This window comes from Bacillus sp. COPE52, from assembly GCF_003355115.1.
Lineage (GTDB): Bacteria > Bacillota > Bacilli > Bacillales > Bacillaceae_G > Bacillus_A > Bacillus_A toyonensis.
The window spans coordinates 682,414-707,113 of the sequence record NZ_CP031292.1 but is presented as its reverse complement, the minus strand read 5'-3'; the positions used below and the strand labels follow the sequence as shown (position 1 = coordinate 707,113).

Sequence of the window (24,700 nt, the reverse complement as noted above, 5' to 3'; positions counted from 1 at the left end):
TTTATATACTTTGTTTTCACATGAATGTATTATATATTCACAATCGCTTCTCTTTTTATAATTCTTTCATAGAGTTGTTCAGCTAATTCTCTGAAATGATCTGGCATATCTTTCCCTTTAAATTTCTTTTGGAGCGTGCCATACAAACCTATATCACGTAAACGTAAAAATAACGGTAACGATTCATACCAACTATCCGCCAGCCTGTGCTCATATTCGTACCCTTTTCTTAACACTTGTAACTGTTTACGAGCGAATGTCGTCTTTTCTTCCACTGTCCACGGTGTAAAAAGAACAGAGTAATAAAGAACCATTGCCAAATCATGAATGAAGTAATTATAGGCCGCATCATCAAAATCAAAGATTGTTAACTCTTTTCCATCATAGTGAAAATTGCCTGGATGAATATCACCATGCATAAGGCCGAATGTTTCTCTTTCAATTGGAAGAGCATTTATTTCCTCCATTAATACAGCTGCAATTTCTTTCACGTTCTCATCTTCTAATTCATTAACAATACTACTTTCATCCTCTTCCCACGTATCACGGTAGTCAGTTTTAGGGTAATTCATTGTAAGGCGGTGCAATTGTCCAATCGCTTTTCCCCACACTTCAAAGTAAGCATTTCCCCAATATGGCGATCCTTCTCCTTTTACTTGCTCACCTTTTGCGTATGTAAATAAGGAAGCAAAAAAGAAAGTTCCATCCTCTACTACAATTTCTTCTACAAGATTTTGAGATGTTGAGTAAAGAGGTCCCGCTACCTTTGCACCGTTCTCCGCAACATATCGTAAAAAATCTAGTTCAGCCTCTACCTCTTTTTTAGAACGATGGGAAGAATGCGTTAAACGTAATACGTAATCTTCATCACTATCACCCTTCGCCTTAAAAATGTAATTTTCAAAATCTCCAAGTGGCTTTTCTTCCACCGTTACATGAAACAAACTTGCAGCTCTTGTTAAAATCTCCTTTGTAAAAACTCGTTCTACAGCTATTTCCATATGTATCCCTCCTATATATCTTCTTAATTCGACATAAATGTTAGAAGTACTGCTATGAATGTGAAAAGTACCGTTATGCCCACTATAAAAATGCAATCTCTACACATAAAGAAATCTAAAAACAAAAAAGGTTGATTCACTAAATCAACCTTTACACTATTAAAAATACTATTTCTCAATTCTTCATCAATTCATTCTTATATATAACATTTATCTTTATTTCTCTTCACCGTTTGTCTGCATTGAATTGAAGGTCCAATTTAATTTCAATGAATCTCCTTGAAATACATTTTGTTCTTCCTCATTATCTACAAATGTGAACATTACATAGAAAGTATCATCATCACCAGGAGCAAGTCCATTTCCTTCCCGGTCTACAACACCTTTTTGTACAAGATCAGGAATACTTCCATTTTGCGTAGCTACCTTTAACTCAGATAATGTAGTAGACCAAATTGGAACCTCATTTTTATCCAAATTCCATAAGAAATCAACACGGATATGATCACCAAAATCAGCATTTCCATTATCTCCTTTAGCATCAATAACACTATAATCTGTAAGAAGTTTCACGTCTCCTATCGCTAAGGTTCCTTTGTTAACTAATTGAAAACCGCGCTCCATTTCATCACCCGGTTTAATATTGTCGACATTAATAACAACTTCAGGATTAACACTCAAATCTAAAGTACCCGCTGCAAACGCGTTTTGTGATACTTCTTTATCACTAAAATACGCATATGTTCCCCCACCAATTAAAGATAGACCAAGTGCTGCAGTTACAACACCCATACCAAGTTTTTTCTTAATACTCATTTCACAAGCCCCCCTATTTTAAAGTTCAAACAACAACCTTATTTTCATCCCACAAACAATATTAATTAAGCAACTACCTTGCCCCATAACGAAAGCAAACTAGCTTTAAACTATTTTCTTCATGTACTCAAATAGCTATTTTTTAAATAACCGGTAATGTTACAGTGAATCATTACCGGTTCGTTGTTAGCAAAAACCATTTTTTCTGTGTTCATTGCTTTATCGTTTAGTTTCCCTTAGAAGTGTATCCCCTTATTTTTTTGGCTCTAAACCAATCGAGCGTAAGATTTTCTCTAACGTCACTGGCCCTACATTTTCTTTCGGTTTCTGATTTTCTTTAGCATCTGGACCCTTTTTCAAGAAGTTTTTCTCAATAAAACGAATATCTGTTTCATCTACAACACCATCTTGATTTATATCTCCATCTTTTACAGATACTTTTCCTTTTCCATACGATAAAGCTGCTATTCTAGCATCTTGAATATCTACCATTTTATCGCCGTTTACATCACCTGCAAGGTTATCATCCATATCAGCTCTAAAGTTTTGTCCCACTAATTCTCCGTCTTGCATTTTCCCTATTTTGGTTGTCAGTTTACTATTTAAATGACCTGGCATTTCTACGAAAATATCGTATTCCTTATCGCTTACAGGAACATTATGAATTTCAAATTGTCCATTATCGCTAACCGTTCCTGTATATTTCTTTCCATCCTTGCCAACTGCGTACACTTTTACTCCTAATTTTGTATAATCATTCTTACCTAAATATCCCTCTCCATGTAAAAATGCTTCTGGCCCAATATATCCTGTAATCATTGAATGCTTCGAAATAATAGAGAAGGATTTATCCTTAAACACAGGAATTTCAATACCTTCTGATGTACCAGCTTTTGTGTAAGAGAATTTATCTACTCCAAATGCAGTTACATCATTAAAATATTCATCGCTTGTCATTTCAAATGTAACATCTAAAAATGGTGTATCTCCATCTAGTCCTTTAAATTCTTTTCCTTCCAATGACGCGCCAACTTTCACCTTGTTTTCCCAAGTTTCTTCTGTATTTATAGCCGGATCTTCTACTTTCAAGTTTAATCCATGTTGTTTTGCATATTCCGTAAGTGCTGAATTTGGTTTCACATCTATAAATTTAAATAGCTGCTTGTTATAAGGAATTTCAAATGTACCTGTCATAAGTTGCCTTACATTATTGAGGCTCAAAGTTAACGTAATTTTTTCGCCCAATTTTATTTTATCTTTGTCATAGCTTGGAACAGCATATTCTGTCCCTTCTTTTATAAAGACGTAATCTTTAAATCCCGTTGCCATATTCCCTGCAGTTGCGAGGTCATATCCAAATAATTTTAAATTTAACGGCTCATTTATTTCCTCTGGAAGTACTCCAAATTTAAAATCACCATTTGCTTGAATTGTATTCAACCAACCTGATGGGAAGGCTGAGTTTTGATAATATACAATTTGATTCGCTTTTTGATCATACTGCAAGCCTTTTGCTTTTAATGCATCTACTGTAGAATCATAAATATTACCATGCACCCATAATGCACGCTGGCCGTCTTCTTCTTTAAACATAGAATCATTGACTTCGTGTATACCAGGTTGTACATCCATAAATTTCATTTCAGGTATAACATTATCAATAATAATGTTATCGCCTTTTGTATACGATTTACCTTCTTTATCATATCCAACAAAGTTCAATTCGTAATCTCCATCAGGCAACATAACAGGTTTATCCCCAATTGGATGAGCTGGATCTCCTGTGAATGGAAGTACATACCCTCCCATACCAGAAAACATCATATATTCAACATTCGGTGTTAGACTACTTGCATTAAGTGTACCAACGACTCCTAATGCCTTCCCTGTCTTTCGGTCCTTCACAACTGCATCAATGGTTTCAAGAGGACTATTTAATTTAAATGTCAAAGGCGAACTTGGTCTTTCCATAAATGGATGGAATTTAGATGCATCTGTTGCCATTGCATCTCTCAGTAAATCTACAGACGCAATCCCTTTTTCTGTGAATTTAACTGCAAATGGTACTTGATATACTTCTTTTTCATTGTTTTTATTTGAAATATGAATATATCCCTCATATCTACCAAATTCAGCGTTTTCTGGAATCATAATTTCAGGGCTAATTTCCTCTGATGTACCAGAAGCTAATTTGATAGAATCTTTTACGTTTAGCTTCACACCATTCTTCGCTGCATCTTGCACACCTACACTTGTAGGTGAAAACTCTACTTCCAATTTAAACTCTTTCCCATCAGTTTTACTGCTGTTCTTAATTAAGACTTTTCGACTATCTTTAATAGGTCCATTTTCAAGTTGATTTTTATACCCAAATGCAATAGAGCCTGTTTTTTCTTCAATTTCTACTTCTTCATCATCTACAACGTTTGATGTTTTATCGACAACCTCGATAGATGTATCTGCATGAACTGCACGATATGCATCAATTCGTCCTGAGCCCACCTCAAATACAGAACGCTCTTCTTTTAAGTCAACTGCGGTATTCATAAGTGCCTCTTTTACTTCAAATGGATTATAGTTTGGATGTTCTTGTAAAATGAGTGCCGCTACCCCTGCAGTATGAGGAGTTGCCATAGATGTACCTGACATACGCCCATACGCTACCGGATAATTTTCTCCATCTTTTGGATCATTAATATATTCAGGAACAGTTGAGAAAATAGACACACCTGGCGCTACAATATCCGGCTTAATATCATCCGTCTTAGTTGCAGGACCGCGGGAGCTGAAATCAGCTAAGTGATCTCCCTCTGTTTTTATATTACTAAGTTCTCCAAATGCTAACGACACATCTCCTTGTACAGCTTTTGCTTGCAATTTCTCACCATCTACTTTTGTTAAGCGGAACGATGGAATAGATGAAGTACTTTCTCCAAGATAACTTGTAATTTCCCCATCTACATTGTTGTATACAATTACCGCCTTTGCGCCTGCTTCCTTAGCGTTTTTAATTTTTTCATCAAATGTAAGCTCACCGCGTTGAATAAGAGCTAACTTTCCTTTTACATCTTTCCCTGTAAAATCATCTGTTTTCCCAAGTCCTGCATATACAACCGATAAGGATTGACCTTTCAAATCTTCAATCTTATCAGTAAAGCTTTTTCCAAGTAGCATCATCTTATCCACATGTAAATCACCTGCATCGACGGAGAACGTCGGGATAGTCATTGCAGCGTCACTGGCTCCAACTGTAATCGGAAGTGCTGCTGCACTAGGTGATCCAATGGTACCTTCTTCCGGACCACTATTACCAGCTGCTACTACTGTAACAACACCAGCCAACATCGCATTGTTCACTGCGACAGAAGTAGGATATAAAGGATCATTAATAGACGCACCTAATGATAAATTGATAACATCCATATCGTCTTTTACTGCTTTATCAATTGCAGCAAGAATACCGCTTGTTTGTCCGCTTCCATACGGACCTAATACGCGATATGAATATAAGTCTACATCTGGAGCGACTCCCGTAACCGCGTAATCAACATTATTCTTTTTGTCTGCAGCGATTGTCCCAGCTACATGAGTTCCATGGGATGTATAATATGCACTTCCATCATAAATTTCAGGATATCCCCCAGAATTTTGCCAATCCTTATACGTTGTCTCCATTGGATCAGCATCATTATTAACAAAATCCCATCCTTTTATTGAGTTCGGATCTATTTTACTTGGATCTTCACCTTGTTTTGCACGATATCCTTTATATGCATCTTTCAAATCCGGGTGGTTGTAATCAATACCTGTGTCCAGTACACCCACCTTAATTCCTTTACCTGTTATTTTTTCAGCATGCAGCTTGTCCACACCAATTTGTGGTACGCTATCTGCCATTTTTGGTTCAACAGCCGCCTTAGCTGTTTCTTTCGGTAAATCAATTTTAACCTCATGATCTTCCCATACGCGCTTAACAATACCAGTGCGAACTAAGTCTTCAATCATATTCGCAGGCAACGAAATCGCCACACCATTAAAAGCACTCTTATATTCTCTTGTTATTTTGGCAGATTTAAAATTCTTCCCTTTATCTTTATTCTTTTGAAGCTGTTCAAGCTCTGCTTTAAATCCTTTATGGGATGCCTCTACCTTTTGTTCCGCATTTGAAAGAGCTAACTTTTTCCCTTTAGCCGCTTGTTTTAACACCTCAATCTTACTAGGTGCTTGCTTAAATTCTATAATCACATTCACATTATTAGGACTTGCTGTATTGATACCTGGTGAAATAACAAAACCCGGTTTTGTATCTAACGTTTTCAAAGCATTACGTTGTTCCTTTGTAAGACCTTTCAAGATAGCATTTACATCATCAATTCCAGTTAAATTAGATGTATTTACCTCTTCAGCTAATACGTTATATGGAATTCCTTGGGACAATAACATTCCAACTGTTAGTGTTCCAATAAGAACCTTTCCAAATTTCCCTCGTTTCATATTGCATCTCCCCACTATTAAAATTATTTTTCTAACCAAATTGATTCTTAAGCTCCCATTTAGCATTGAAAATTCTATTAATCTTAAACTTTTATTTTGCATCATTAAGAATTTTCAACACTACTACCATCCCTATATAGCTAATCACTTACTTTACTCTCTATAAAAGCCCCCCATCATTTATTTTCAATAAAAAATTTTCATAAAATGAATTATTAATAGGATTAAAATATAATTCTATATTTATTATTTCACGTTCTGACTTTTCTGAAAATTGAACAAAAGGAGTATCTTTTTTCTAATGATTCTATACCTACATAGTACAAAAGAACTATCTTGCTCTTTATTCTTTGTAATAAAGAATAAATAAACATGATAGTTCTTTTAAACATTTCCTATTTAATCCAACGGAACCAATTGATTTCGAACAGCATAAATCACCGCTTGCGATCGACTTTTCACATTTAGTTTTTTAAAAATTTTATTGATGTGAATTTTAACTGTTTTATCACTAATATATAGAGCTTCAGCGATTTCTTTATTACTAAGTCCCTTTACTAATTCAAAAAGAATTTCCTTTTCACGTTCCGTCAGTTCATTTTCATTTGATTCTAATTTCATTTTTTGCTGATGATATGTAATTAATTTTTTAGTCATACGCGGATGAATAACTGAATCCCCTCGATATAACATCCGAATTGCTGCTACTACCTGCTCCGATGATGAATCTTTCAATAAATAACCATCAGCACCAGCCTGGAGTGCATCCATTAAATATTCATCATGCTCATACATTGTAAACACAAGTACTCGGCAATTCGGATAATTTTTTTTCACCAACTCTGTAGCTTCAATCCCATTTTTCCCCGGAAGATTAATATCCATCAAAATACAATCTGGTCTGCATTCTTCTACTTTTCCCAATACTCCGTCCCCAGAGCTAGCTTCTCCAACCACTTTCATATCAGATTCATCCTCTAGTATGTTCCGAATTGCGTCTCGTAAAAAAGCATGATCATCCACTACTAATATTTTAATCATTTTACGCACCCCTTGTTTGTGAATCTGGAATTAATAGTGTAATTTTTGTCCCTTTCCCTACAGAACTATCAATCTGTAAAGTAGCCCCTAATTGTTCAGCTTGTTCATTCATATGTAATATACCATAATGTGGTTCATTCTTCGTTTTAACCATAGACTCAAATAGTGAAAAGCCAATCCCATTATCCTTAACCCTTAAAAGCACGTGCTCACTTTGATAGCTAAGTAAAACATCAGTCTTGTCTGCTTGTGCATGTTTTACAATGTTTTGCAAACTCTCTTGTAATGTATCAAAAATAACCCTTTCTTTTGAAAAGCTAAGCGCACGTGCATGACCTCTTTCATGATATGTAATATCTAGTTCATATTCTTGTTTTAAAGATTTTATTTTACTTGCTATCGCCTGCTTTAGCCCTAATTGTTGTGTCGGATATGGTTTTAAAGCATAAATAGAATAGCGAACTTCTCCTAAGCTTCCTCTTAAATCTTTTATACTTTTCTCTACTATTTGCTGCATATCTTTTGGTTTATCACGGTATTTTTTCTGCGCGGATTCTAGTTGGAATATCACCCCGGCTAATGTTTGCGCAATACCATCGTGAATTTCACGGGCGATTCTATTTCTTTCTTCTAAGATCATTCTTTTTTCCTGTTCAGAAATCAATATCCTTGTTTTAACAACGTTAGCTAATTGGTTAGAAAATGTAGCTAACGACTGTACATCTTCCGGAAAGAAACCCGCATTTCTACTTTTCCCTGCAACAAACATTCCGACTAATTCATCATTTACTATAAGAGGAAAATATACAAGTGAGCGTATAACATTATCAAATATTTCATCTCCAGGAGCCGTACCAATTTTCCAATCATTAAATACAAGATTTTTAGAAAGTTCCTCAAACGCCCCATACTTTTCTGAATCATCAGATACATCTAGGCGGACTTTCCCATCTTTTAATAGAATATTCCAGTTCCCATCATCTTTTGTCCATATTACATATGCTTGTATGCCAAAAAAACCTTTAAGTGCTTGTTTAATATGTTTCAAGTTTCCTCCGGTTAATCCTCGACTAATTTCGGTCGTAATAAGAAATAACTCATATAATCGTTCCTTCTCCATCCTTATCCGTACAGAAAAAGAACTAATAACGGAAGTTGCTACAAGTGGAAAAAAGAAAAACAGTACTGTAATCTCATTTACTTCCACACTATATGTACTAATTAATACGTGCATCAGTGCCGCATAAGAAAAACCAAAAGTTTCGCAAAGAAATACCGTTACAGTTTTTTTATACCACTGATAGATTGAATATGGCTGCGGAAGGAGTATCATTAACAAATCGTAAAAACGATTGTTGAAAAAACAAAAAAACACGCAAAATAATAACAAAGATATTAAATTTCCATACAGAACTGATATATCTATTTTGTTAATTAATAAGGACATACATTTGTTTGAAAACCATTCGGCCAAGATTAAACTAAGTGCATGCTGAGTACTATTAAATAACATTCTTTGTATCGGTGAACGACGGTGCAGGTGAATAATTAGCGTAACGAGTACAATAGAAATAATAGTTATATGGATTCCAAACTGCCAACTCATAGCGTAAATTATCGGAAAGGTAAGCGAGCTAGTCCCTCTCCAAAATCGTACAGGAAAATACTCTGCAATCCCCATAAATATTAATAACAATATTAGTATTGTTGGATGAGAAGGGATTTTAATTTCAAGTAAAGATATAGTTATAGTAATCAAACCAAGAAAAGAAATAAAATAAAGATAAGAACTAGCAATCTTTTCTCTCATAAAGATAGAATTTACAGCTTTCAAAACAACCCCTTCTTTCTTTATAGAACTTTATTTTCTCTATTATCCAATAAAAAACCGGCACTGGCAAAATGGAAGAACCTCCACTAGCCAATCACCGGCTGTGTACTGCACCTAAAAAGGCAAGACACAATACTAATAGTATAAATTGCCTTTCATAAATTTCCTATTCATCGAATGATGTAATTATTTATACCGCTAGGCTTATCCTCTATAGTACAAAAGATTTATATCAACACCGCTAATCTAATATATACTTTCTTTCCATCCCCTACTTCTCATTTTCTTTAGTTTAAAAGATGACGTAACGTAACTTTCAAGCTACTTATTTTCAAATAATACAAGCATAAATTTCTCACAAAAAGCAAAAATTAACAGAAGCGACTTTATTCTAAAAGAGGTGGAAATTATGACAGAGCAAAAAGAACAACAAAAGAGTGAAAATCAAAAGCATATGTTTCCATCGCTTCCGGAAAATATTAATTACATTGAAAATAAACTCTGTCATTCAGATGATATAAAAAAATTAGATATCCCTTTTCAAAACGGAAAAGGAACGATTATATATATCGAATCTTTAGCAGATCCAAATTTAATTCATCAATTAGCTCTTGAGCCATTATTAACGCGGTCGGATTTATCTTTAGATAAAGCTTTTTCCACATTAAATATGAAAAAAGAAACGAATTTAAATTATGGGGTGCAGCTTTTATTACAAGGAAAATCATTATATTTTCATGAACATGTCGATAGTTTTTGTATTTTCGAAACAGCTCTATCTTTAAAAAGAGATATAACAGAGCCGGATAATGAAGGCATTGTACGTGGACCACATACCGGTTTTGTAGAAGATTTAGCAACCAATTTAGCTTCTATTCGTAAACTCATAAAAAGCCCAAATGTCGTCGTTAAATATTTCACACTTGGTGAAGAAATGCACACGAAAGTAGCAATTGCTTATATTCAAAATATAGCTAATGACGATCTCGTTGCAGAAGTAAAAAGAAGATTGGAAATGATTAAGACAGACGCACTCATGCCACCAGGCTACATACAGGAATTTATAGAAGATACATCTTTCTCACCCTTTCCGCAGCAATTAAATACAGAACGCCCAGATAGAACCGCCGCTAATTTAATGGAAGGACGAGTTGCTATTTTATCTGACGGAGACCCAACAGCGCTCATCGTACCTGTTACGTTATTCGCTTTCTATCAATCACCTGATGATTATAATAATCGCTGGATTGTCGGTTCTTTCGTCCGAATGATTCGCTTAGTGAGTTTTTTAATTGCCTTTCTCTTACCAGCTATATATATCGCAACAGTTGCTTTTCATCCTGATGTGTTGCCACTCGAACTCGTTTATACAATTAAAGCTTCATTAGAAAAAGTACCACTTCCCCCCATTTTTGAGGCTCTCTTAATGGAGTTAATTTTCGAGTTATTACGGGAAGCTGGTATTCGTCTGCCGAGCCGCGTTGGACAAACAATCGGTATTGTAGGTGGTTTAGTCATTGGTGATGCGATTGTAAAAGCCGGACTTGTTTCTTATACGATGATCATCGTTGTAGCTTTAACTGCAATCTCATCTTTTCTCGTTCCATCAAACGATATGAGTTCAGCAGTTCGCATCCTTCGTTTTCCATTAATGATTCTTGCTGCTATATTCGGATATGTCGGAATATCATTCGGTCTAATTATAACTTTCGTTCATTTATGTCAGTTACATTCATTTCATACACCATATCTTTCTCCCATTGCCCCAATGCGGATAAAAGATATGAAAGATTCTTTTGTAAGATTCCCAATTTGGTCATTTTGGGAACGACCTCATGATCCAAAGCCGAAAAAAATGCAACGACAACATGTAACGAGAGAGGATGAGAACGGTGACAAACACGCAAAGTAAAATTTCACTTGTTCAATTTACTTTTTTCGTTATTCAATGCCAAATCGGGGTTGGTATCCTTTCTCTACCAAATCGTCTTCACCCGATAGCGAAAGGTGGTGGCTGGATTTCTGTTCTCATCGCTGGGCTTGCCATTCAACTTATCATTTTACTTATGTGGCTTTTCTTAAAACGATTTCCTGATGCTGATATGTATGAAAGTGTTTGTATGCTATTTGGTAATAAATTTGGAAAACTATTAGGTTTTGCTTATGTTTTTTATTTTACCCTTATCGGTATGACGGTTATGTTAAATGCTTGTAATGTCATTAAAGTTTGGATATTACAAGCAACTCCTTGGTCTGCCATTCTCATACTATTTACAATAGCTTGTTGCTATGTAGCCTATAACACATTTAAAGTCATCGTACGGTTTTATGTCATGGCTTCTATTCTTATTTTCCCAATGGCACTGTTAATTGGACTTGGACTCTCACGGGCTGACTTTTCTTATATTTTTCCCATTACAGAAGCTGGATGGTGGAATATTATTCAAGCATCCAAAGAAACAATTACAGCTATGTATGGTTTTGAAATTATTCTTATCGCTTTCCCAAAAGTAAATGGGACTGCTGTGGCAAAACTAAAGGCAATTTCTATCGCTAATGGATTTGTGACTCTCTTTTATACTTTTACTGTTTGGATTTGCTTTATCGTATTTAGTCCAAAGCAAGTTGAGCTTATTCCAGAACCAGTTGCTTACTTATTGCGCTCTTTACATATCGGGATTATAGACCGAACTGATTTACTATTCATACCAATTTGGATGATAACAGTTGTAGCTTCTATTGCTAGTTATTATTGCGCTGCTTCTATCGGAATTGGACATATATTCAATCTTGCTAATCATAAACAAGCTGTTCCAATCGTTGGAATTATTGCGTTTAGTGTAGCCTTATTTATAGATACACCTGAAGAATTAAAAGTAATTTCAACTTTCACTGATAAGTTCACCTATATTTTCATCGTAGTCCTCCCTCTTTTATTTCTACTTTATTCAGTAATAAGAAAGAAGAAAGGAGAACAGTATGTTCAAAAAAAGGGTTAAATTATTTTTTATATTATGTACTAGTTCATTCCTTTCTGGCTGTTGGGATCAAGAACCATTAAGAGAAGCGAGATTAGCTTATAGTATTGGATATGATATTACGGAAGAGAATAAACTACAGCAAACGCTTGAACTCGTAAAAAGTTCAAGCGGAGAGCAATCTTCATTCGAGAATGAAATACATTCAGCAAACGGGTATAACATACGGGATACAAGCGATGCCCTAAAAAAAAATGTGACTGGTAATATTCGCTACTTCAAATATGGTGTTCAATTACTAGGAACCAAAATTCTAAAAAAGGGTATACTACCCTATTTAGATGTCAGCTTTCGGGACCCCACAAACCCAACTGCTTTAGTAAAACTTATTGCAGTAGAGGGTGAAACATCCGAGATACTAGAAAAAAAGAAAGTAGGAAATTTACTAATTGGAGATTTTCTAAAGAAAAAAGTGAAAAGCTTAGAAGATATGAGTGTATTTCCAAAAGAAACTTTAGAAACAGCTGCTACAAAAATGTTAGATCCCGGTAAAGACTTTACCCTCCCTTCTATAAAAATAAAAGGAAAAGAAGTAATTACAAACGGGTTAGCTTTATTTAACAATGATAAATTAACTGGGCATTTACCTTTGAAACAATCTGTTTTATTCGTATTATTAACCGGAAAAATGGGAACAAGCGCTCGTATAACCCAAAAACTTACTAGCGATGAATCAGAGAAAACATCTGATTATTTAACAATGGAAATTAGCAATCGAAAGTTAAAACGAGACTTAAAAATAACAACAGATAAAAAAGGAAATGTTTATGCTCACATTAAGCTCCAACTAAAAGTAATAGCACTTGAAGCCCCAAGAGATAATATTTATAAAATGGGAGAACGAAAAAAACTAAATAAAGACTTATCGAAACAACTTACGAAAGAAGCGAAAAAAATAACAAACAAACTACAAAAAGCAAATTGTGATGCTTTCGGTATTGGAAGACATCTTATCGCATATCATCCTGACTTATGGAAGAAAAAAAATTGGAATAAAGATTATGCAAAAGTAAAATTCAAACCAGAAGTAGACGTAAATATTTTGTATAGTGGTGTCTTAAAATAAAAAGGTTGTATGCCGCGTGGGCATACAACCTTTTATTTCGTATATCGATATATAATTGATTCATATGGTCTTAAGTTAAGTTTTGTAATATCCTTGCTGGAATCTTTATAATTCGACAGTAGTACTTCTTGTTTCATTCCATCTAATTGAACATGGGCTGGTACAGAATACGTTATTTCTTCTCCATAGAAGTTATTAATAATAAGTAATACTTCATTATTTACAGTACGTGTATATGCCCAAATCTTAGGGTGATTTTCATCTAAAATAGCATATTCTCCTTCTGTAATAACATCGTAAGTTTTTCTAAGTTCAATTAACTTTTTATAATGATAAAATACAGACTCCTCATCTTGTAATGCTTTCTCTACGTTTATTTCTTTAAAGGTTTCAGCTACTGAAATCCAAGGGGTACTTGTTGTAAAACCACTATTCACCTCTTCATTCCACTGCATCGGAGTACGAGAATTGTCACGAGATTTTTGTTTTAAAATCCCTATAATCTCTTCTTTTAATAAGCCTTCTTCCTGCTTTATATCATATATATTTAACGATTCCACATCCCGATACTGCTCGATGGATTCGAATTTAGGATTCGTCATACCTATTTCTTCTCCTTGATAAATGTAAGGCGTTCCTTGCAGCATGTGCATAGCTGTCGCTAACATTTTCGCAGATTCATTTCGGTACTTCCCATCATCACCGAAGCGTGACACGATGCGAGGCTGGTCATGGTTACACCAGAATAATGCATTCCATCCCCCGCCCTTTTGCATTTCAATTTGCCAGTTAGACATAATTTCTTTTAATTTAATAAAATCAAAATCAGCTTTCGTCCACTTATCACCATTCGGATAATCTACTTTCAAATGATGGAAACTAAACGTCATACTCAGTTCATTGCGCTCAGGGTTTGAGTATTTAATACAATTATCAATTGTCGTCGATGACATTTCTCCAACTGTAATTACCTCTTTCTCTTCAAATACATTTCTATTCATCTCTTGTAAATATTCATGAACACGCGGACCATCCGTATAATATTTACGTCCATCACTTGTCGCGGTACTTCCGTCATCGCTTAAGAAACGTTGGTCTTTTGAAATTAAGTTAATAACATCAAGGCGGAATCCAGTTACCCCTTTATCAAGCCAAAAGCGCATCATATCGTACACTTCTTCACGAAGCTTTTCATTTTCCCAATTTAAATCTGCCTGTGTCTCATCAAATAAATGTAAAAAATATTGCTTAGTCTTTTCATCGTACTTCCAAGCGGATCCACCAAACTTAGACTGCCAATTATTTTTTTCATCACGCCAAATGTAATAATTGCGATATGGACTATTTTTATCTTCTTTTGCTTCCTTAAACCACTTATGCTCCGTCGAACTATGGTTTACAACGATATCAAGCATAATTTCAATGTCACGTTCTTTCGCTTTTTCTAGAAGCTCTTCAAACTCTTCCATCGTTCCGTAAGATGGATCAATGCTATAATAATCACTTACATCGTACCCATTATCATTTTGTGGTGATTGGTATATCGGTGTTAACCAAATATAATCCACTCCGAGTTTTTTTAAATAATCTAGTTTCTCTGTAACCCCTTTTATATCACCGGTTTCTTTATTGTAATAACTATTAAAGCTCTTCGGATAAATTTGATAGACTACACTTTTATGCCAATCCTTCATGTTTAACTTCCTCCTACTTCTGTTTAACTCTTTTCGCAAATAACCATGTTAACGTAAATGGGATTACAACTGCGATAATCATTCCTACAATAAACATTGGAATCGATTTCGGAATGATCGAAATAAATGCTGGCAATCCGCCAATTCCGATAGCAGGTGCTAATACACCATTTAATGTAATGAATATCGCTGCCACAGCAGATCCTATAATTGCTGCATAAAACGGAAACTTATTTCGTAAATTCACACCAAACATCGCTGGCTCTGTAATACCGAAGTACGCGGAAATTGCTGATGTCGATGCCATACTTTTATCATTTTGATTTTTAGAAATCCAGAACATTGCAAGTGCCGCACTACCTTGCGCAATGTTAGAAAGAGCGATCATCGGCCAAATAAATGTACCGCCGTGTTGTGCAATCAATTGTAGATCAATAGCAATAAACATATGATGCATACCTGTAATTACAAGTGGTGCATACAATGCTCCAAATAATACTGCTCCAACTACTGGTACTGTTTCATATACGCCTACTAATCCAGCTGTTAATAAATCTCCGATATGACGTGTAACTGGACCGATAATTCCTAATGCTAATACACCTGTTACAACGATTGTTGTAATTGGTACAACTAATAATTGAATTGCATTTGGTACATGTTTCTTTAAGAAAATCTCTACTTTACTCAATACAAATGCTGCTACTAACACCGGTAAAATTTGACCTTGATATCCTACCTTTTCAATTTGGAACAATCCTAAAATATTGAAGTACTCAATCTTTTGACCCTCTAAACCAGTCGCTGCTTTTCCATAATCCCAGGCGTTTAATAAGGCCGGATGCACAAGCATTAAGCCCATAACAATACCTAGTATTGGACTACCACCAAAACGCTTCGTTGCTGACCAACCGACAAGTGCTGGTAAGAATACGAATGCTGTATTGGCCATCATATTAATTAAATCCCAAAGCCCACCTAAATTCGGATAAACATCTAATAAATTTTTACCATCAAAAAATAAGTCCTTTGCCCCTAATAAATTGTTAATCCCCATTAGTAAACCAGCTGTTACGATTGCTGGTAATATCGGCATAAATACATCTGAAAATACTTTTACAAACTTTTGAGCTGGATTTAACTTTTGATTTCCAGAATCTTTCACGTCAGCCACTGTCGCTTCCTTCATACCTGCAAGCGTTATCAATTCAGCGTAAACACGATCTACATCCCCTGGACCAATTACAATTTGAAATATCCCAGCATTATGAAACGCCCCCTTTACTAATGAAACAGACTGTAATTTACCATTATCTATTTTACTTTCATCTTTTAAAGCGATACGGAGCCTCGTTACACAGTGCGCAGCTTGTTCAATATTGTCTTTCCCACCAATATACTGCAACACTTCCTCTGCTGTTTTACGATAGTCTTTCCCCATATTCCCGTCCCTCTTTTCTTTTTTTGATACCGTTTACACTTACATATTAACTCGTATATATAAGTTAGTCAACACTCGTATATACGAGTTGATGTTTTTTTTATAAAAAAAGATGAAACGTTATTTCGTTTCACCTCTTTACTTTCTTCGCGCCACATCCGAAAAGTGAAAAATATCTAAGCGGTGACGTGATTCCGTATATTCGAACTGACTCCCATCATATAAATGAGTAAAGTTTTTCACAACGACAACATAATCTGTGCCATTTAAATCTAAATACTTTCGGTCATCATCTGTACACGGCTGCACTTCAATTACCCTCTGCGAATAACTAATATGTAGCCCTAATTCTTTCTCAATGTATTTATAAATTGATGCCATTGCAATTTCTCTCGTTAATCCTGGAATAAACTCAGATACAAAATGATTTATATCTAAAATTACTTTTTCTCCATCAATATTTCGTACACGTTTAATATGATCTATTTCTGTTTTTTCTTTCACGTTTAATAATTTTGCAACCTCTTTTGTCGCTTCTTCTTTCTCCATTTCCACGACTTCTGTAATACAATGACGTCCTAGACGCTCATTTTCTTCTTGAAAACTTACAATGCCACCGAAGTTAAACTCAATATTTTTTCGCTTTAATACAAAAACACCTTTTCCATGAATTTTTTGCACATATCCACGCTCTTGTAATAAATCTACTGCTTTTCTTACAGTACCTCGGCTTGCCTCATACTGCTTCATTAATTCTGTTTCTGATGGGATTTTGCATCCCTCTTTTAAGTGCTTATTATCAATAGACTTACTGATTTCTATATAAATTTGCTCATACTTACTCATCATCTACAATAGCCCCTTGTCACCTTCTGATTCTATATGTATTATACCATGCTACACTCTTCTGCCAATCTCTCACTTATTTTCCAGTACAAGAAAAATATAGGTAAATATTTAATCTCTAAAACGTATTTTTATAAAAGTTTTTATATTTTTCTTTTCATTCAAAAAAACATGTAGTATACTAACTTCAAAATCAGAGGAGAAAGGGAGCAAAGAACTATGCTTACTTATACAACAATTGTAGTTACATTTGCACAAAAACATCATCATCATACGTAACCCTTGAAACCTAGCGGAAAATTTACGCGTAGGTACAAGGGTTATTCCCGTTGTACCTACGCTTTGGCGAAGAGCCATGTAGGTATTTTTTATCTACATGGCTCTTTTTTTATTGCCAAAAAGCTAGTAAAAAATGATGTTTAAGCAAATCTTACTACAAAGGAGTTAACAAAAATGGAAACGAAAAAATGGGGATTATGGGTTTTAACAGCTTTTGTTATCGGGAATATGGTTGGCGGTGGCGTATTTATGCTCCCAGCAAATTTAGCACAAGTATCAGGTCCAATGGGTTCTACACTCGCATGGAGTATTACAGGACTTGGCGTATTTATGATTGCACTCGTATTTGGAAATTTAGCAATTCGAAAACCAGAATTAAAAGCAGGACCACAAAGTTACGCTCAAGCGATGTTTCCTTCAAAAAAAGCAGGTAAAGTTGCAGGGTATAGTATGGCGTGGGGATATTGGGCTGCGAACTGGGCAGCAACAGCATCTGTTATTATTTCCTTTGCTGGATATTTATCAACATTTTTTCCAGTTTTACAAAGTAAGCAAATTCTCTTTTCAATAAATGGATTTTCACTAGAACTAGGAAAAGGGTTAACTTTTTTAGTATGTAGCCTTATGTTATGGGGAATTCAATATATTCTTTCTCAAAATATTGATCGAGCTGGAAATATGAATCTTCTTGCTACCATTGCAAAAATTATCGGATTTACAATGTTTATTGTGATTACATTATTCATTTTCAACGCCTCTAATTTCGGAGACGGTCAAACATTTATGAATGAAGCTGGACAATCCATCTCGTTAGGTGGACAAATCAATTCAGCTGCTATTGCAACACTTTGGGCGTTTATCGGCATCGAATCAGCAGTTATGCTTTCTAACCGCGCAAAATCACAGCGTGATGTAAAAAAAGCTACAATTTTCGGCCTAATTATTGCTCTTATTATTTACATGTCAATTACTTTACTTACAATGGGAGCTCTCTCGCAAGAAGCTTTAAAAGAGTCTCAAAAACCATTAGTAGACGCATTAAATTTAGCAATCGGCAATAAAGGCGCATATATAATGGCGTTACTAGCACTTGTATCTTTATTTGGATCTACTGTTGGCTGGATTGTTGTTAGTTCAGAAGTACCTTACCAGGCTGCCAAAAATGGACTTTTCCCTAAGTTTTTCAGTAAAACAAATAAAAAGGGTAGTCCTTCAAAATCATTATTTATTACAAATATGATGACACAAATCTTCTTATTCTCAACGATTTCTGGCACTGTTTCAGAAGCATATAATTTCGCTATCGTTGTAGCAACATTAGCTTATTTAATTCCATACCTTGTTTCTACTCTGTACCAATTTAAATTGGTTATTACAGGAGAAACGTATGATATAATGCCAGGATCTCGAATAAAAGACGGGGTTATTACTACATTAGCATTTGTATACTCTATTTGGGTTATCAAAACGGGAACTGCTGATTTAAAAACGTTCTTCTTAGGAATTGGATTGTTTATATTAGGTCTTATTCTTTATCCCGTATTAATGAAAAACTCACAAAAAACGAATTAAAAAAAGAGAAGCTTTTAGCTTCTCTTTTCTATTAAAAATCCGTAATTAACTTTTCTTTTAACTCTCCTACGGATAAAGGTTTTGCATAATAAAATCCTTGTACATAGTCACAGCCCATGGATTGTAATAAACTTTCTTGTTCTACCGTTTCTACCCCTTCAGCAACTACTGCTAAATTTAAACTATGGGCAATTTCAATAACAGATTTTACAATCGTTCTTTCTGGCTGTGCATGATCATAATGAAATTCACGAATAAAATTACGATCAATTTTTACGATATCAAGTGGCAATTGTTTTAAATAATACAATGAGGAATAGCCAGTTCCAAAATCGTCTAAAGCAATTAATACGCCCATACTTCTTAATTCTTGTAATGTAGCGATAATATAATCAAAATGGCGAACAGCAATACTTTCCGTTATTTCTAAAATTAAACGATTCGGAGGAAAACCAGTTCTCCTTAAGATGCTACGTACAGACAAAATAAAACGCTTCTGCATTAATTGTTGTATGGATAAATTCACAGATAACCTTAATCCTTCTTGGTAATCCGGTAATGTTTTAAACAGGCGACACGATTTTTCTAATACCCAATCTCCTAATTTTATAATAAGTCCAGATTCTTCAGCTACTGGAATAAATTCGCTTGGTGAAATAGGCCCTTCTTCTGTCATACAGCGCACTAAAGCCTCAATGCCAGTATATTTCTTCGTTTTCAAATCAATGATAGGTTGTAATACTACATCTAATTCTTCATCACGAATTGCCTTTTGCAAAGCAAACTCGATTTTCATTCTACGATTTATTTTTGCACGTAACTCATCTGTAAAGAAACACGCCGCATTTCTTCCCTGTTCTTTCGCACTATACATAGCTAAATCCGAATTTTTCAATAGTGTTTCCACGTCTTGTCCATCTTGTGGATATGAACAAAGTCCTAGACTAGCTGAAATGTATACTTCATGACCTTCAAGCATAAATGGTGCCTGAAAACATGACAATACCGATGTCGCTAACTGCCGCATCTCATCTTGTGTATGTTCATTTGTTAACAGCACAAATTCGTCGCCACCTAGCCTAGCCAGAACATCCTTCTCTCCTAACACATAATGCAACCGTGAAGCAACTTCGCTTAAAAGTAAATCTCCTATCATATGACCTAACGTATCATTTACTAATTTAAAACGATCTAAGTCAAAGTATATTATGCCAAATTCCTTTTTCCCTGCAATCAGTTCATTAACAGTCGTTATTAGCTGTAATCGGTTCGGTAAACTCGTTAAAGCATCATGATATGCAAGTTCCCTATAACGGCTTTCACTCAATCGTAATCTCTGTTCTGCTTCTTTTCTACTACTAATGTCATTTCGGATCGCGATAAATTGATACGGCTCTCCTTTTTCGTTTAAAAATGGAACAATTGTGGTTTTAACCCAATAATATGTACCATCTTTTGCTTGATTTTGGATTTCACCTCTCCATACTTTCCCATTCAAAATACGCTTCCATAAGTTTTGAAAAAAAGTTTTCGGATGATATCCTGAATTTAAAATACGATGATCTTTTCCTATTAACTCTTCTCTTTTATATTTGGAGATTTCACAAAACTTATCATTTACATATGTAATAAGACCTTTTCGGTCTGTAATTGCAACAATTGAAGACTCATCTAATGCTAACTTTAAATCTCGCAATGAAGAGTCATATAATGCATGACCTCTTTGTTCTAGCATGCGCATCTCTCCTTGCTTCCTATCTAACTAAAACACAACTTGTTTCTTTTCATAGAAATAGAGATATTTCATTTTCTAATAATAACCCTTTACATACATCACATTTTGAATTATGCCGATTAAAATAACATAATATTATTTGTAAAAAAAAGCAATATAATACCGTTCCAATTATAATTAGTAGCTTCTCATCTCCCTAATTAGCTTGCCTTATTATACCGCATTCCTTTAACTTGCTCTATGCAACCCTTGTTCCTACTCATTCCACTCGCGTCTAACCTCTATGCTTTTTAATAGCAAAATAGACATTAGAACATACTATATAACTATTCACGAATAATAATATAAAAGTTTAAATTGGTATATATGTTTTTGAATTACAATAATAAAATATTAACATATTTTTACCTTTATTTTGGAAGTATTTTATAAATAAATATAGTATTAAACAAAAAAGAGGATAACCTCTTTTTTGTTTAATACTGATATGGTATTTGCTGATAACCTGGGTATGGAACTGGATATGGTGCTGGATATGTTACTGGGTACGGTGCTGGATAATAACCTCCACTTGCTGCACCCGTTAATGCACCTGCTGTAAGCCCACCTAACATACCTCCCGCAAAACTTCCTGGGAAAAATCCGCCGCCCCATGAGCCGCCTCCACCCCAGCCCCATCCACCACCGTGATGATGATGATGATGGTGATGATCATAATGGTTGTGTCCTCCATGATGATTATGTCCGCCATTATGATGGTGTCCTCCATGATGATTGCGATAATACACTCCGTTATTTTCTATATAATTCATTATTCACCTCTCCCTTTCAATTTCCTCACTTTAATATTGTATGAATAATACGGATCTTGTTGGTAATCTGGATAATAAGCATAATTCGAGTAATATGGATAACCATATCCGCCATGACCAAATCCTCCAATTGGACGACCATACATTTTATTCATCCCTTTTGCTATATAAAGTGAAATTTTAATCGGCGCGGGCTTTGTCCCTCCCCCACTGATTATTAGCCCAAATCAATCGGGCATTTATGGACAATCATTTCCCGCCTAACTTCCTTGCACTCATCGAATTTTGAGATGGGATTTTTACTACCCAGCAAATAACGGGATAACAACGTAACAATATACTGTATGTAGGACAAATGCGGAAAGTATAGGACAAATGTCTATATTTTGTAAAAAAAACAAAACACTTTATAATAAGGATGTCAGATTATATCTTCTATTTAAGAAGTCTATATTTAAGAAAGATTAGAGGAATTATATAGAAATGAAGAAACCTATCGTTCAATTATTATTAATATTTACAATCGTATCTATCGTTCTTTTCCTATTAAATACATCGGTTATTTCGTTATATACGTTTGTCGGTGCTCTATGGTCCATCACAATCGTAGGAATTTCATTCGTTATTTTTATAGAAAATAGATCTCCCCAAAGTACTTTAGCTTGGTTTTTAGTATTAGCACTTCTTCCCGTTGTAGGTGTACTTTTATACTCTATTTTCGGGCGTAGCCGTTGGAGAAGAAAAAAACATCTCCATCGTTCAGAAGAACAAAGAAAATTATTCCGCGAAATATTAGAAGGAAGACGACTAGAATTATCACTCACAGTCCCATTACATGAACGTTCCATACATTTAACAGAAGTCGTACAAAAATTTGGAGGCGGGCCTGCCGCAGATAGAACGACGACAAAACTTTTAACAAACGGCGATCAAACCTTTTCAGAAATTTTGCAAGCAATCGAGAATGCAAAACATCACATACATATTCAATACTATATTTATAAATCTGATGAGATTGGTACAAAAGTACGAGATGCTTTAATACAAAAGGCAAGCGAGGGTGTTATTGTACGCTTCCTTTATGATGGACTCGGAAGTAATACGTTAAGACGACGATTTTTACAACCTATGAAAAAAGCTGGAATTGAAATTGTCGAATTTGACCCTATTTTTTCAGCTTGGTTACTGGAGACAGTTAATTATCGTAATCATCGTAAAATCGTCATTGTAGATGGAGAAATTGGTTTTACCGGAGGGCTTAACGTAGGTGATGAATATCTTGGTCGCTCAAAAAAATTCCCTGTTTGGCGTGATAGTCATTTAAAAATAGAAGGAAAAGCATTGTATAAATTACAAGCCATCTTTCTAGAAGATTGGCTTTATGCGTCTAGTGGATTGAATACTTATTCTTGGGATCAATTTATGAATAGACAATACTTCCCAGGAAAAGAAATTCTGGATGCAACAGGTGCGGTGCAAATTGTAGCAAGTGGACCAAGCTCAGATGATAAAAGCATTCGTAATACATTACTAGCTGTTATGGGCTCAGCCAAAAAATCTATTTGGATCGCTACACCATACTTTATTCCGGATCAAGAAACTTTAACATTATTACGCTTAAGTGCAATATCTGGCATAGATGTACGCATTTTATATCCTGGTAAGAGTGATAGTATTATTAGCGATCAAGCATCTCAATCCTATTTCACTCCACTTTTAAAAGCCGGTGCTTCTATTTACAGTTATAAAGATGGATTTATGCACGCAAAGATTGTACTCGTTGACGATAAAATTGCAACAATCGGAACAGCAAATATGGATGTACGTAGCTTTGAATTAAATTATGAAATTATTAGCGTACTCTATGAATCGGAAACCGTTCATGATATTAAACGCGATTTTGAAGAAGACTTTAAACACTCTACTGAAATTAAATGGAACTCATTCCAAAAAAGAAGTATCAAAAAAAGAATATTAGAGTCCTTTATGCGACTGATTTCTCCTTTACTATAAGCAATCAATGTGATATTGATTGCTTTTTCTTTTATATTTCCCCCTTCTCCTTTTCTTTGCATACCATATTAAAACAAGTTATCATAAGATGTATTACTTTATGAAAATAATGTTAGGTGGGAAATACATGTTAGAACAATTTCATATACATTCTGATTTAAAACAGCAGCTTTCTACAATTCATGAAAAGAATAAACAAGAAGCTGGTGAAAATGCTCATTTAATCGGTACTAAAATATATAAAGCATCTGATAACAGCATTATCGAAGATGCTATTACGGCACTTCTTCTTGGCAAAAATATTCTATTAAAAGGACCAACTGGTAGTGGTAAAACGGTACTAGCGGAAACTCTTTCTTCTTTATTCCAAAAACCAATGCATAGCATTAACTGTTCTGTCGATTTAGATGTGGAAGGTATTTTAGGATACAACACATTACAAACGAAAGACGGGGCATCTGAAGTTACGTTCGTTAACGGTCCTCTTATGAAAGCAATGAAGAACGGTCACTTCCTATATATTGATGAAATCAATATGGCAAAACCTGAAACGTTACCACTTCTTCACGGTGCACTAGATTACCGTAAAATGATTACAAACCCATTTACACAAGAAGTTGTATACGGTGATGACGAATATCGCGTAATTGCTGCGATTAACGAAGGTTACGTTGGGACAAGTGAACTAAACGAAGCATTAAAAAACCGTTTTGTTATTATTGAAGTTCCTTATATTCAAGGTGACACATTAAAAGAACTATTACTATCTGAATCAAAATTAAATGATGTTGCAACAATTGAAAAGTTCGTTGCATTTGCAAGCGACCTTATGCCTTTAGCTCGTGATGGCCGTGTAAGTGAAGAAGCAGCAAGTATTCGTGGTATTATCGACGCATGCGATTTAGGTGTATATATTCCTGTTATGCGCGCTATTGAGCGAAGCATTATTGCGAAATTAAATGATGAAACAGAACAAATGACTGTCCGTGAATTAGCAGAAAGTTATTTCTTTGAGGGATAA

The 24,700-nt window shown here is 34.9% G+C and carries 17 protein-coding genes; 6 read left to right on the top strand and 11 right to left on the bottom strand.

The features are described from left to right. Positions 1-29 precede the first annotated feature (29 nt). From DPQ31_RS03420 to DPQ31_RS03400, 5 genes are all read right to left on the bottom strand, one after another. Entirely contained in the window at positions 30-1,001 is a 972-nt protein-coding gene (locus tag DPQ31_RS03420; protein WP_208731548.1) for a phosphotransferase enzyme family protein, read from the bottom strand. A 216-nt stretch (positions 1,002-1,217) separates the two neighbouring features. Further along, complete coding sequence (locus DPQ31_RS03415; protein ID WP_208731547.1) at positions 1,218-1,817, bottom strand: TasA family protein; 600 nt, start codon at positions 1,815-1,817, stop codon at positions 1,218-1,220. A gap of 252 nt (positions 1,818-2,069) precedes the next feature. After that, positions 2,070-6,311 carry a S8 family serine peptidase gene (locus DPQ31_RS03410; protein WP_208731546.1) on the bottom strand — a complete coding sequence of 1,414 codons (4,242 nt, stop codon included), beginning with the start codon at positions 6,309-6,311 and terminating at the stop codon, positions 2,070-2,072. Between the two features lie 399 nt (positions 6,312-6,710). Beyond that, the gene (locus DPQ31_RS03405; protein WP_000590661.1) at positions 6,711-7,352 is read right to left on the bottom strand and encodes a response regulator; all 642 of its coding nucleotides are present in this window, start codon (positions 7,350-7,352) and stop codon (positions 6,711-6,713) included. 1 nt (position 7,353) lies between these two features. Then, positions 7,354-9,186, bottom strand: coding sequence for a GAF domain-containing sensor histidine kinase (locus tag DPQ31_RS03400; RefSeq protein ID WP_098711023.1), 1,833 nt, complete (start codon positions 9,184-9,186; stop codon positions 7,354-7,356). A gap of 406 nt (positions 9,187-9,592) precedes the next feature. Here DPQ31_RS03400 and gerKA point away from each other — a divergent pair, with 406 nt between their 5' ends. From gerKA to gerKC, 3 genes are read left to right on the top strand one after another with little or no spacing between them, the layout of a single operon-like run. Next, positions 9,593-11,095: a spore germination protein GerKA gene (gerKA, locus tag DPQ31_RS03395; RefSeq protein ID WP_087969018.1), complete on the top strand. Its 1,503-nt coding sequence runs from the start codon at positions 9,593-9,595 to the stop codon at positions 11,093-11,095. Beyond that, positions 11,076-12,182: a GerAB/ArcD/ProY family transporter gene (locus DPQ31_RS03390; protein ID WP_098210280.1), complete on the top strand. Its 1,107-nt coding sequence runs from the start codon at positions 11,076-11,078 to the stop codon at positions 12,180-12,182. Before gerKA ends, DPQ31_RS03390 begins: the two co-directional genes overlap by 20 nt. After that, on the top strand, positions 12,163-13,287 hold the full coding sequence (gene gerKC / locus DPQ31_RS03385) for a spore germination protein GerKC (RefSeq protein WP_000474021.1): 1,125 nt from the start codon (positions 12,163-12,165) through the stop codon (positions 13,285-13,287). Before DPQ31_RS03390 ends, gerKC begins: the two co-directional genes overlap by 20 nt. A gap of 32 nt (positions 13,288-13,319) precedes the next feature. On the opposite strand, the gene treC is transcribed toward gerKC, so the two are convergent. From treC to treR, 3 genes are all read right to left on the bottom strand, one after another. Continuing rightward, the gene (gene treC / locus DPQ31_RS03380) at positions 13,320-14,981 is read right to left on the bottom strand and encodes an alpha,alpha-phosphotrehalase (RefSeq protein ID WP_098711025.1); all 1,662 of its coding nucleotides are present in this window, start codon (positions 14,979-14,981) and stop codon (positions 13,320-13,322) included. Between the two features lie 13 nt (positions 14,982-14,994). Next, the gene (treP, locus tag DPQ31_RS03375) at positions 14,995-16,422 is read right to left on the bottom strand and encodes a PTS system trehalose-specific EIIBC component (protein WP_097959026.1); all 1,428 of its coding nucleotides are present in this window, start codon (positions 16,420-16,422) and stop codon (positions 14,995-14,997) included. A gap of 138 nt (positions 16,423-16,560) precedes the next feature. Next, positions 16,561-17,271, bottom strand: a complete 711-nt coding sequence (treR, locus tag DPQ31_RS03370; RefSeq protein WP_000987222.1) for a trehalose operon repressor — start codon at positions 17,269-17,271, stop codon at positions 16,561-16,563. Positions 17,272-17,721: 450 nt separating this feature from the next. On the opposite strand from treR, the gene DPQ31_RS03365 reads away from it, so the two are divergent. Next, on the top strand, positions 17,722-19,119 hold the full coding sequence (locus DPQ31_RS03365; protein ID WP_208731545.1) for an amino acid permease: 1,398 nt from the start codon (positions 17,722-17,724) through the stop codon (positions 19,117-19,119). A 31-nt stretch (positions 19,120-19,150) separates the two neighbouring features. Here the strand turns inward: DPQ31_RS03365 and DPQ31_RS03360 are convergent, their stop codons facing one another. The 3 genes from DPQ31_RS03360 to DPQ31_RS03350 form a co-directional block, all read right to left on the bottom strand. After that, positions 19,151-20,854 (bottom strand): putative bifunctional diguanylate cyclase/phosphodiesterase, encoded by a 1,704-nt coding sequence (locus DPQ31_RS03360; protein WP_000893352.1) that lies wholly within the window; start codon positions 20,852-20,854, stop codon positions 19,151-19,153. Positions 20,855-21,330: 476 nt separating this feature from the next. Further along, complete coding sequence (locus DPQ31_RS03355; RefSeq protein WP_098132678.1) at positions 21,331-21,666, bottom strand: cobalt transporter; 336 nt, start codon at positions 21,664-21,666, stop codon at positions 21,331-21,333. After that, positions 21,666-21,812 carry a hypothetical protein gene (locus DPQ31_RS03350; RefSeq protein WP_000274355.1) on the bottom strand — a complete coding sequence of 49 codons (147 nt, stop codon included), beginning with the start codon at positions 21,810-21,812 and terminating at the stop codon, positions 21,666-21,668. Before DPQ31_RS03350 ends, DPQ31_RS03355 begins: the two co-directional genes overlap by 1 nt. A gap of 337 nt (positions 21,813-22,149) precedes the next feature. On the opposite strand from DPQ31_RS03350, the gene DPQ31_RS03345 reads away from it, so the two are divergent. Both DPQ31_RS03345 and DPQ31_RS03340 read left to right on the top strand, forming a co-directional pair. After that, positions 22,150-23,679, top strand: coding sequence for a cardiolipin synthase (locus DPQ31_RS03345; protein ID WP_000743024.1), 1,530 nt, complete (start codon positions 22,150-22,152; stop codon positions 23,677-23,679). 127 nt (positions 23,680-23,806) lie between these two features. Then, entirely contained in the window at positions 23,807-24,700 is an 894-nt protein-coding gene (locus tag DPQ31_RS03340) for an ATP-binding protein (RefSeq protein ID WP_000892990.1), read from the top strand.

Bases quoted from the DNA above. Each gene is read 5' to 3' on its own strand.
- DPQ31_RS03420 (WP_208731548.1), bottom strand. From the start codon at position 1,001: ATGGAAATAGCTGTAGAACGAGTTTTTACAAAGGAGATTTTAACAAGA.
- DPQ31_RS03415 (WP_208731547.1), bottom strand. From the start codon at position 1,817: ATGAGTATTAAGAAAAAACTTGGTATGGGTGTTGTAACTGCAGCACTT.
- DPQ31_RS03410 (WP_208731546.1), bottom strand. From the start codon at position 6,311: ATGAAACGAGGGAAATTTGGAAAGGTTCTTATTGGAACACTAACAGTT.
- DPQ31_RS03405 (WP_000590661.1), bottom strand. From the start codon at position 7,352: ATGATTAAAATATTAGTAGTGGATGATCATGCTTTTTTACGAGACGCA.
- gerKA (WP_087969018.1), top strand. From the start codon at position 9,593: ATGACAGAGCAAAAAGAACAACAAAAGAGTGAAAATCAAAAGCATATG.
- gerKC (WP_000474021.1), top strand. From the start codon at position 12,163: ATGTTCAAAAAAAGGGTTAAATTATTTTTTATATTATGTACTAGTTCA.
- treC (WP_098711025.1), bottom strand. From the start codon at position 14,981: ATGAAGGATTGGCATAAAAGTGTAGTCTATCAAATTTATCCGAAGAGC.
- treP (WP_097959026.1), bottom strand. From the start codon at position 16,422: ATGGGGAAAGACTATCGTAAAACAGCAGAGGAAGTGTTGCAGTATATT.
- treR (WP_000987222.1), bottom strand. From the start codon at position 17,271: ATGATGAGTAAGTATGAGCAAATTTATATAGAAATCAGTAAGTCTATT.
- DPQ31_RS03365 (WP_208731545.1), top strand. From the start codon at position 17,722: ATGGAAACGAAAAAATGGGGATTATGGGTTTTAACAGCTTTTGTTATC.
- DPQ31_RS03360 (WP_000893352.1), bottom strand. From the start codon at position 20,854: ATGCTAGAACAAAGAGGTCATGCATTATATGACTCTTCATTGCGAGAT.
- DPQ31_RS03355 (WP_098132678.1), bottom strand. From the start codon at position 21,666: ATGAATTATATAGAAAATAACGGAGTGTATTATCGCAATCATCATGGA.
- DPQ31_RS03350 (WP_000274355.1), bottom strand. From the start codon at position 21,812: ATGTATGGTCGTCCAATTGGAGGATTTGGTCATGGCGGATATGGTTAT.
- DPQ31_RS03345 (WP_000743024.1), top strand. From the start codon at position 22,150: ATGAAGAAACCTATCGTTCAATTATTATTAATATTTACAATCGTATCT.
- DPQ31_RS03340 (WP_000892990.1), top strand. From the start codon at position 23,807: ATGTTAGAACAATTTCATATACATTCTGATTTAAAACAGCAGCTTTCT.